Origin of the sequence: Paeniglutamicibacter sp., from assembly GCF_046714615.1 — a bacterium.
In the GTDB taxonomy this organism is placed as follows: Bacteria; Actinomycetota; Actinomycetes; order Actinomycetales; family Micrococcaceae; genus Paeniglutamicibacter.
In genome coordinates this window covers 1-9,481 of the sequence record NZ_JBKKAP010000139.1, presented here as the reverse complement: position 1 = coordinate 9,481, position 9,481 = coordinate 1, and the positions used below count along the sequence as shown (strand labels likewise).

6 protein-coding genes and 1 riboswitch are annotated in these 9,481 nt (G+C 64.4%); of the genes, 3 read left to right on the top strand and 3 right to left on the bottom strand.

The features are described 5' to 3' along the window. Positions 1 to 1,019: M23 family metallopeptidase (locus ACLQ7E_RS16010; RefSeq protein ID WP_411733566.1), on the bottom strand; the 1,019-nt coding region annotated here is incomplete at its 3' end. A gap of 3 nt (positions 1,020 to 1,022) precedes the next feature. Beyond that, positions 1,023 to 1,197: riboswitch (cyclic di-AMP (ydaO/yuaA leader) on the bottom strand. A gap of 878 nt (positions 1,198 to 2,075) precedes the next feature. Here ACLQ7E_RS16010 and ACLQ7E_RS16005 point away from each other — a divergent pair. Continuing rightward, entirely contained in the window at positions 2,076 to 2,822 is a 747-nt protein-coding gene (locus ACLQ7E_RS16005; RefSeq protein ID WP_411733565.1) for a hypothetical protein, read from the top strand. Between the two features lie 618 nt (positions 2,823 to 3,440). Here the strand turns inward: ACLQ7E_RS16005 and ACLQ7E_RS16000 are convergent. Beyond that, positions 3,441 to 4,901: an MDR family MFS transporter gene (locus tag ACLQ7E_RS16000; RefSeq protein ID WP_411733564.1), complete on the bottom strand. Its 1,461-nt coding sequence runs from the start codon at positions 4,899 to 4,901 to the stop codon at positions 3,441 to 3,443. Between the two features lie 153 nt (positions 4,902 to 5,054). Between ACLQ7E_RS16000 and ACLQ7E_RS15995 the strand changes: the two genes are divergently transcribed. Both ACLQ7E_RS15995 and ACLQ7E_RS15990 read left to right on the top strand, forming a co-directional pair. Next, positions 5,055 to 5,639: a TetR/AcrR family transcriptional regulator gene (locus ACLQ7E_RS15995; protein WP_411733563.1), complete on the top strand. Its 585-nt coding sequence runs from the start codon at positions 5,055 to 5,057 to the stop codon at positions 5,637 to 5,639. Positions 5,640 to 5,859: 220 nt separating this feature from the next. Then, the gene (locus tag ACLQ7E_RS15990) at positions 5,860 to 8,082 is read left to right on the top strand and encodes an NADP-dependent isocitrate dehydrogenase (RefSeq protein WP_411733562.1); all 2,223 of its coding nucleotides are present in this window, start codon (positions 5,860 to 5,862) and stop codon (positions 8,080 to 8,082) included. A 79-nt stretch (positions 8,083 to 8,161) separates the two neighbouring features. On the opposite strand, the gene ACLQ7E_RS15985 is transcribed toward ACLQ7E_RS15990, so the two are convergent. Further along, positions 8,162 to 9,481: phosphodiesterase (locus tag ACLQ7E_RS15985; RefSeq protein WP_411733561.1), on the bottom strand; the 1,320-nt coding region annotated here is incomplete at its 5' end.

Genomic DNA, 9,481 nt, shown 5'->3' with positions numbered 1-9,481 from the left:
ACGATGACCTCGAGGTGCAAATGCGGCCCCGTGGAGTTGCCCGTGCTGCCCGCAAGCGAGACGACTTCGCCGCGCTCGACCTTTTGTCCCACGGACACCTTGAGGACCGAGTTGTGGTTGTAGCTGGTGTGTAAGCCGTTGCCGTGGTCGATTTCCACGCGGTAGCCGGAGTGGCCGGCCCACTCGGACTGCACCACGGTGCCGGCGGCGCTGGCCTTGATGGGCGTTCCCATGGGAACGGCGTAGTCCAGGCCATTGTGGTTCATGTAGCCGGGTCCTGTTGGGTTCTTGCGGAAGCCGAAGCGCGACGTCAACCGTATGTTGTCAACCGGCTGGGCAAGGCGGGCGCCAGCTGCGAGACTGGTTTCTTGTCCGCCGGCAGCTTTGGTGGCGGGTGCCGGCTTTTCTTCCTTGGTGACTTTTTCGCTGGCAGCGGTCGTGACGGGTGCCGGCTTTTCTACCTTGATGTACTTGCTGGTAACCGAGGCGCGATCGACCGTGAGCTTGTCGTTGGCCGGGGCCCGGACATCTGCGACAGCGCTCTGGGCGACGCGCTGGGTCTCCGGGACAACTTCCTCGGCATCCTGCGCGGGGGCGGCGGCGAATGCCAGGCCGGACACGGCGGCGACTGCGGCGAGCTTGTGCACTAGCCCGAGGCGGGGGCGTTTGGCCCGGGCCGCGAACTTCAGGTCGTTGTCCAGCTCGTCGGCTTCGGCAGGTATCGCCAGCGGCACCGACTGTGCAACAGATGCGGGAGGGATTGCGTGGGCGGCGATGGATGCCGCGTCCGGGGACGCTCCATAGCGCGGGCCCGCCACAAAGCGGCGGCCGGTGAACTGCGTAGCATCCTGGGCCTCAACGGAATCCGGGACCGCGCCTAGTGCGCGTCGGCCGGGGCGTCGGGAAGCGCTTTCGCCGTTCAGTGCGGTGTCCACGGTCTGCTCTGGTGAACCGTCGGCAGGCGAAGTGTCAACGGGGCTGGGCGCGCGGCGGCGCCCGGAATTGTTGTGCTGGGTCAAATGATTACCTCTCATGTATCGCCTGCGAAGTTAGCTGTCGGATTCGAGTCATGAGATCAACTCGGCCGAGCCCGCCAAAGTGGACTCAGCTTCACCCCAAGATCCGTGGTCCAAGACCAGGATCGGTTGAATGGGTCCTCCGCCCCTACCGGGAATTCTGACTCCGCGATCCGCCGGTAGGGTTGTGCGAACCGGATCGGGACTGGGTTGCGTAAGTGCAACCTGACGTAAAACCCTACGGGGGCACATGTAAAAGTTACAATTTCGTTATCAATCCATGCGGCGGACAAACGCGTGGGCGCTGACGTCGGTCGGAAGCTCCGGCGCGCCCTCGATCCCTGCGCCCGCATAATGATGTATTGTTTACCCTTTTCAGGGTGACTAGGCCTCCGGGCGGATGCCGCACTCGTTGAACTGCACCAGCAGTTCGGGTTCCACCTGGTTGATTTTGGTCGGACGCTCCCCCTGGGACTGCATCATAGACGTGATCAAGAATACGGTCAGCCCGGGGTCTGCAGCGGTGCTGATGCTCCCATTCACGTTGGTCGACGGGCGAAAACCGCCCACCACGACCCTCCCACAGCCCACTGAATCAGCAGGGTCCTTGCACGGTGGAAGTTGTAACTTCCAGCCAGGGTCTGAGGCCAGGATCCCAAAGATACGAGCAATGACAGTAGTGATTTGGACGAAGGCAAGCGCTCGAAACATGAGCGCCAGAGGGCGCGACGTCAGGGCCGCCCTTCCAAGGTTTAGGGCCGATGGTTCCCGTGGCCGGGCTGCTGGAGATGGGTAGGTATGCGCCTCAGGGCTATGCTGGCTCACGAATGGCACGTGCCTTGCCGCAAGCAGGCGGCACCCTCCTCTCATCACCAGGAGCAGACAATGCCGAATTTCCCCTTAGATTACTGGCAGCGGGTTCATGCAGGGCACCTTGCAAAGGCTGCTCACCGCCTCAGCCTGCGCAAACGACCTTCCGACGGGTTGGTCGTTCACCGGCCCCTCGCCCGACTGCGCCGCTTGCCTTTGGCAGTTGCCAGTGCCGTGCTGACAGCGGTCATGGGCACGGTACTGGTCGTGGCGGGACAGCCGGATTATGTTGACCGGTTCGCCCCGGTCTGGGCCCCACTTGTGGGTGGCATTCTTGTCCTCATTGCCTCCGCATCGGTCCGGTTCCGCAAGCCATTGTGTGTTTTGGCGACTGTGTTCCTGGGGCCGCCCGCGGTCGCGCTCGTGTTCCACCTGCTGCGTGCGGTGGGGGTGATTCCCTTTCCGATGGACCTGTTTTCATTGCTGGTCTCCCTCGCCGCCACCGCCACGATCATTGCCGCGTGGCTCCAGTGGAGCCCGCTGCGCACTGTCGCCGGCTTTCCCATGGAGACTCCCAGATGGGTTGCCCTGCTCGGCATCACCGTTGCCTTGGTCTATCCCGGCCTCAAGACCCTCTGGGTTGCCGGTGGAACGTGGCTGGCCCCCGAGGGATCCCATGCAGTGGATGGGACGTATCTTGCGCCCGTGGCACTTGCCGTGATGGGGGCGGCCGCGACGGTGGTGGCCTTGCGGTGGTGGTGGCGCGATGCCCCGCGGTGGGCACACCCCACCGCAGCTGCCGGTGGGTTGACGCTGATCGGGCTCGGCACGGCGGGTCTCCACTCATCGTTTACCCACCCCTCGGCCGAAGGATCCCTGCTCGGTGTGCTCATCTATGGAGGGTGGCTGGTCTGGGGGCTGGCGACACTTGCGGTCGCAGCGCGCCTGTCGCACCGACGCACGGACCCCTACAGAACCACTTCGACTGCGCGGTGACGGCCGTATGATGCTGTCCGGCGGGCCGCAACCGGTAAGCGGTGCGGGCGGTACGTCGGCCCGCCAACGGCCGCCACGGATCTCGGGGTTCACATCTCCGTGGAGCAGCCTCGGAATCGTTGGCCGCCGCCTGGTTCGGCCGCCCGGTGACGCTCGTTCAGATCGCAGATTTGGTGGTACGGGCAATTCCATTGCCCGTACTCGCTGTGCAATCCTTCGGTTGAGGTTCGCTCGGTGTTTTGGAAGCCAGATGCAGATCTCCTTCAGGGGACTTTAGCCTCCAGGCAATCGCCCATGCTGGGCATGGCAACAGGAAGCCGAACCGCTTTTCAGCGGCTCGGCTTCCTGTTGTTGTGGGCGGATTTTGTCAGCGGAACAAGTTCCCGCGTCGGCCGGGACCTGACCCTTGGTCCATTGGCCGCGGGTGGCCACATGCGATGCTGTGGCGCAGTGATCGGGTGTGTCGTCCACCGCGAGCTGCGCCTGGTAATCCTTTCAAGATTCCAAGTCGGCGGCCGGGGCCGAGATGGAAATAAGACTCGGTGGCCCGGGCATGGCAGGGCCCCGGACGAGGATTCGCCCGGGGCCCAAGGTCCGCCTCTTTGGTCGAGGAACCAGCTAGTGCTGCTTGTCCACCTTGACGAAGGGAGCGATGGCCAGGCCGATGGTGGCCAGGATGGCGCCGATGACGAAGGCAACGTGCGCGCCGGCGAACAGCGCGTGGGCCAAATCCGAACCCTCTTCAAGCTTCGCGGTGGAGAGCAGTGACATGACGGTCACGAAGACGGTGGTGCCGATGGCGCCACCGAGCTGCTGGCCGGCATTGAAGATGGCCGAACCGTGGCCATAGAGGCGCGGCTCGACGGTGGCCATCGCCGAGGACATCAAGCCGGTCATCAGCAGTGCCAGGCCGATGGAGAAGACGATGTGGTTGATCATGAACATCCACAGTGCTGTCTCGGAATCCACGGTGACGTACAACCACTGGCCCGCCGCCAGCATGGCCGCACCCGGAATCAGCACCGGACGGGCGCCGAAGCGGTCGTAGATGCGTCCGAAGATCGGTGAGACAACGGCCTGGGCCAGGCCACCGGGGAGCAGCATCATGCCGATGGACAGCGTGCTGAAGCCGGAACCGGATTCGAGGATGATCGGCAGCATCACGATGGTGCCCAGCAAGGTGCCGAAGGCGATCATGATCATCAACACCGAGAAGGTGAAGGTGCGGGTCTTGAACGGAGTCAGGTTCAGCAGTTCCTTGCCGACGCGGGTCAGGCGGACCTGGCGCTTGATGAACAGGGCAAGGGAAACCAGGCCGATGGCGAAGCAGGCGATGGTCAGGACCATGTTGTCGCTGGCGTGCTCAAGGCTGGAGATGCCGTAGACCAGGAAGCCGAAGGCCAACGCGGAGAGCACGACCGAGACCACATCGAGCGGAATCTTGCGGGCACGGGACGGGAGCTTGATGAAGATGATGCCCAGGACCAGGATGATCGCGGCCAACGGCGCCATCATGATGAAAATGTAGTGCCAGCTAAAGGAGTTGACGATTGCACCGGAAACGGTTGGGCCGATGGCCGGACCCACGGAGATGACGATCGAGTTCAGGCCCATGATGGCCCCGCGGTTGTGCCTGGGGACCAGGGACAGGGTGGAGGTCATCAGCAACGGCAACACGATGGCGGTGCCCACTGCCTGGATGATGCGGGCGACCAGCAGGACGGCGAAGCTTGGTGCGAAGATGGCGAGCACCGTGCCGACAAGGAAGCTGGTGAGCGCGAAAACAAACAGGCTGCGGGAGCTGAAACGCTGCAACAGGTAGCCGGTTGTGGGGATGACCACCGACATGGTCAGCAGGAACCCTGTGGTCAGCCACTGCCCGGCGGCCGCGGAGACGGACAAGTCGGCCATGATCGCCGGCAGGGCGACGCTGAGCACGGTCTCGTTCAGGATCATCAGGAACGCGGCCAGTGCCAAGGCGCCGATGATTCCGGTGAGCTGTTTCTTTGACAAGGTCGGCGGGGCCTGCTGAGCTGGAGCTGCTGGTGGGGAAATCGTGTCTTCTGCGGTCTGGGCCATCGGAAGTTACCTCTTCTATAAGATTTGAACCAACCAAATTATGTCACGGTATGACAGGTTTGGTACGCTAAACCTGTCAGAGTGTGACACAAAATATAGTTTGAAGGGCCTCGGTGACTGCCGGGGGTGCCCCTACAAGAAATGAGATGAATCTTGGGTATCCGTGAAGAGCGCCGCGCCCAGATGTTGCGCGAGATCCAGGGCGCCGCGCTGGGCCTGGTGGAGGAGCAAGGCCTTGATGCCACGACGATCGGCGACATCGCCGCACGCGTCGGCATTTCCGAGCGCACGGTTTTCCGCTATTACGCTTCCAAGGAGCATGCTCTCATGCCGGGCCAGCAGAGCCTGATCGATACGCTGGTGGGCAGCGAAAGCGCCCATGCAAGCGCCTCCGGGATCCTGGGGGACCTGTTGGTGGTGTGCCGCGAGCTCTTTGCCCTCGAGGTCGAACAGAGCGATTTTCGCCGGGTTTCCCGCCTGATGATGCGCGAGCCGGCGATGACGCGGGTGGTCATACTGCAAGAACGGAAACTGGTAGATGCGCTCAGTGCTGCGCTGGTTGACAGGGGGCCGCTTGAGTTGATCCAGGCGCTCCTGGTTGCCGAGGTCGTAACGGCCACCTGGCGGGTCGCCTGGCAAAGTTTTGCCAGGGATGAATTTGACGGAGTGGACTCCGATCCGGTGGACCTCTTCGATGAAACGGTGCGTGAGTTGGGGAAGCTGTTTCCTCACACGTGAGGCGGTGATCCCCGGAGTTCAGTTACGAAGGGTTAACTTAACGCGGGCAGCCGGCAACGGTGCCGATTTCCCCGGGTTTTCGGGGCGAAACAGGGTCGGGGGAGAACGGGAGTCTCGCCACAAAAAGTGTCTGGGCGCTCAAAATCGGGTAAGTTAGGGCTGTTGAGATCAATTCGGACTACACATATCCGATAAGACCGTTCAGGGAGACGCCACACCTATGGCCAAGATTATTTATACCCACACCGACGAAGCTCCGATGCTGGCAACCCACTCGTTCCTGCCGATTGTCGAAGCGTACGCCTCGACCGCGGGTGTAGAGATCGAGACGCGAGACATCTCGCTGGCCGGCCGCATCATTTCCGTCTTCGGCGACTACGTCACCGCCGAGCAGCAGGTTCCCGACGCACTGGCAGAACTTGGCGCACTGGCCAAGAGCCCGGATGCAAACATCATCAAGCTGCCGAACATCTCGGCCTCCATCCCGCAGCTCAAGGCAGCCATTGCCGAACTGCAGGCCGCCGGCTACGCACTTCCGGACTACCCGGACAATCCTTCCTCTGATGAAGAGACCGACGTCCGCGCGCGCTACGACAAGATCAAGGGTTCCGCAGTGAACCCGGTGTTGCGCGAAGGCAACTCGGACCGCCGCGCCCCGTTGAGCGTGAAGAACTACGCCCGCAAGAACCCGCACACCATGGGTGCCTGGACCGCTGAGTCCAAGACCAACGTCGCGACCATGGCCGAGGACGACTTCCGTGCAAACGAGAAGTCCGTGGTCATCGAGGCGGACCAGAACCTCTCGATCCGCTTCGTTGGCGAAGACGGCGAAGTCAAGGTCCTGAAGAAGTCCCTGCCCGTGATCAAGGACGAGATCATCGACGGCACCGTCTTGCACGCCGCCTCGCTGAACGCGTTCCTGAAGGATGCCCTTGCCCGCGCCAAGGCCGATGACGTGCTCTTCTCGGCACACCTGAAGGCCACCATGATGAAGGTCTCCGACCCGATCATCTTCGGCCACGTCGTCAAGGCCTTCTTCTCCGAGCTCTTTGAGACCTACGGCGAGCAGCTCGAGGCAGCCGGCCTGAACCCGAACAACGGCCTCGCAGCCATCCTCGGCGGGCTCGACGAGCTTTCCGACGACGTGCGCGCCGGTGTCGAGGCACTGATCGCCAAGGGCTTCGAAGAGGGCCCGGCCATCGCGATGGTCGACTCCGACAAGGGCATCACCAACCTGCACGTCCCCTCGGACGTCATCGTTGATGCCTCGATGCCCGCCATGATCCGCACCTCGGGCCACATGTGGGACAAGGAAGGCAATGAGCGCGACACCCTGGCAGTACTGCCGGACTCCTCGTACTCGGGTATCTACCAGGTCGTCATCGACGACTGCCGCGCCAACGGCGCCTACGACCCGACCACCATGGGCACCGTCCCGAACGTCGGCCTGATGGCCCAGGCGGCCGAGGAATACGGCTCCCACGACAAGACCTTCGAGATCAAGGCAGCCGGCCACGTCCAGGTCCTGGACGCCACCGGCGGCGTGCTCATCGAACACCAGGTCTTCCCGGGTGACATCTGGCGCGCCTGCCAGACCAAGGACGTGCCGGTGCGCGACTGGGTCAAGCTTGCCGTCAACCGCGCCCGCGCCTCGGCGACCCCGGCCGTGTTCTGGTTGGACGAGACCCGCTCGCACGACGCCGTGCTGATCTCCAAGGTCAACGAGTACCTGGGCGACCACGACACCGAGGGCCTGGTCATCGAGATCCTCTCGCCGGTCGACGCCACCCAGTACACCATCGATCGCATCCGCCGCGGCGAGGACACCATCTCGGTTTCGGGCAACGTGCTGCGCGACTACCTCACCGACCTGTTCCCGATCCTCGAATTGGGCACCAGCGCCAAGATGCTTTCCATCGTGCCGCTGATCGCCGGTGGCGGCCTGTTCGAGACCGGCGCCGGTGGCTCCGCCCCGAAGCACGTCTCGCAGCTGGTGAGCGAAAACCACCTGCGCTGGGATTCCCTGGGCGAGTTCCTGGCCCTGGCCGTTTCCTTCGAGCACCTGGCCAACACCTCGGACAACCCGCGCGCGCAGATCCTGGCCGACACGCTGGATGCCGCAACCGGCACCTTCCTGCTGGAGAACAAGTCGCCCAAGCGCAAGGCCGGCGAGCTGGACAACCGCGGCAGCCACTTCTACCTGGCCAAGTACTGGGCCGAAGAGCTCTCCGCACAGACCAAGGATGCCGAGCTGGCAGCGGCATTCACGGCCGTCTCCGAGGCACTGGGCGGCAACGAGGAAGCCATCGTGGCCGAGCTCGCCGCCGTTCAGGGCACCCCTGTCGACCTGGGCGGCTACTACCGCCCGGTCGAGGAAAAGGTCGCCGACATCATGCGTCCGAGCGCCACGCTTAACGCCGCACTGGAACTGCTCACCAAGTAGTCCTTTTCGGTCTCAACACATCAGCGCAAAGGCCGCCACCTCCCTCACGGGACGTGGCGGCCTTTGCCGTATCCGGCGCCTACAGCCCGCGACCGACTTCCCAGATGCTCTCGGAGGTGCCGGTGAGCAGGGCGTTGACGGAGGCCGCCTGCGCGTCGGTGAACGAGGCGATGTAGTCGACGATGGCCCGGGCCCGGCCCAAACGCTCGATCTCGCTGCGTGGGGCGTCCGGGAGCGAGGCAGGGGACTCGGCATAGAGCGTGCGGTATTCGCCGGTTGCCGCCTCGACGGAGTCCAGCAGCCGGCGCGGCGCGCGTGCGGCATCCTGCGGGTCATCCAGCCACGCCGCCAGCCCCTCGGCCAGCGACCTGATGATGCGGGTCTGTCCGCGCTGGTACAAGGCCAGGTCGGAGCGCTCGAGCACAAATCGCTCGTGCACGAACTTGAGCACCACCACGTCGTGCCAGGCCTCGTCGGCCAGCCGGACGTGCCCGCTGCGGATCCCCGGGTCTCTCTCCACCGCGATCGATGCCTGGAGCCTGTCGATCCAGCGCCGGGTGAAGGCGGTGACCGCGCGGTCGGCATCCAGCCCGCCGTCATAGGGCAGCGACAGCAGTCCCTCGACCAGGTCGTGGCCCACGCGCTGCACCGAGGCACGGAAGGCCTCGGCGTTGGCGATCCACGGGTCCTTGGCAGCAACCCGCCGCCAGGTGCGCTCGAGCCCGTGGCCGGGCAGGCGCTGATCCAGCTCGTGCACATCCATCCCGGCCAGCTCGGCCCCGGAGTCGAGCCAGCGCCGTAGCTCGGTGGACACCGAGGAATACTGCAGCACCCCGGCCCGGTAGAAATCGTCCAGGTCGTGCACCGCATAGGCGATGTCGTCGGCGATGTCCATGACCGAGCATTCCAGGGTCTGCTGGTGTTCGGCGATCTGCGGGAACACCGAGAGCACATCGCGCATCTCCGCCGACTCGATGTCGTAGGCCGAGTATTTCAGCGCGGCGCTGCCGCCGCCGGCACCCACTCCGCGCGGCAGCAGTTCCGGGGGCCGGGAGGGCATCGAGCTCCATTCGTTGCGGGTCCACGGGTACTTCAGCACCGCAGCACGCACCGCACGGGTCAGGTTCAGCCCGCGCGCGCTCGCATCGCAGCTGTCCAGCGCGGTGAGGATGCGGAAGGACTGGGCGTTGCCCTCGAACCCGTCGGGCAACCCGAGGATCTGTCGGGCCGCGCGGTCAAGTTCCTGTTCGCCCAGATGCCCGAAGGGCGGGTGGCCCAGGTCGTGGGCGGCCGCGGCCGCCTGCACCACCACGGGATCGCAGCCGCCAAGCTGGGCCACGAGCCGGCGCGTGGGCTCGTCGGCATTGCGCAACCCGATGGCAATGGAGCGGGCCACCGC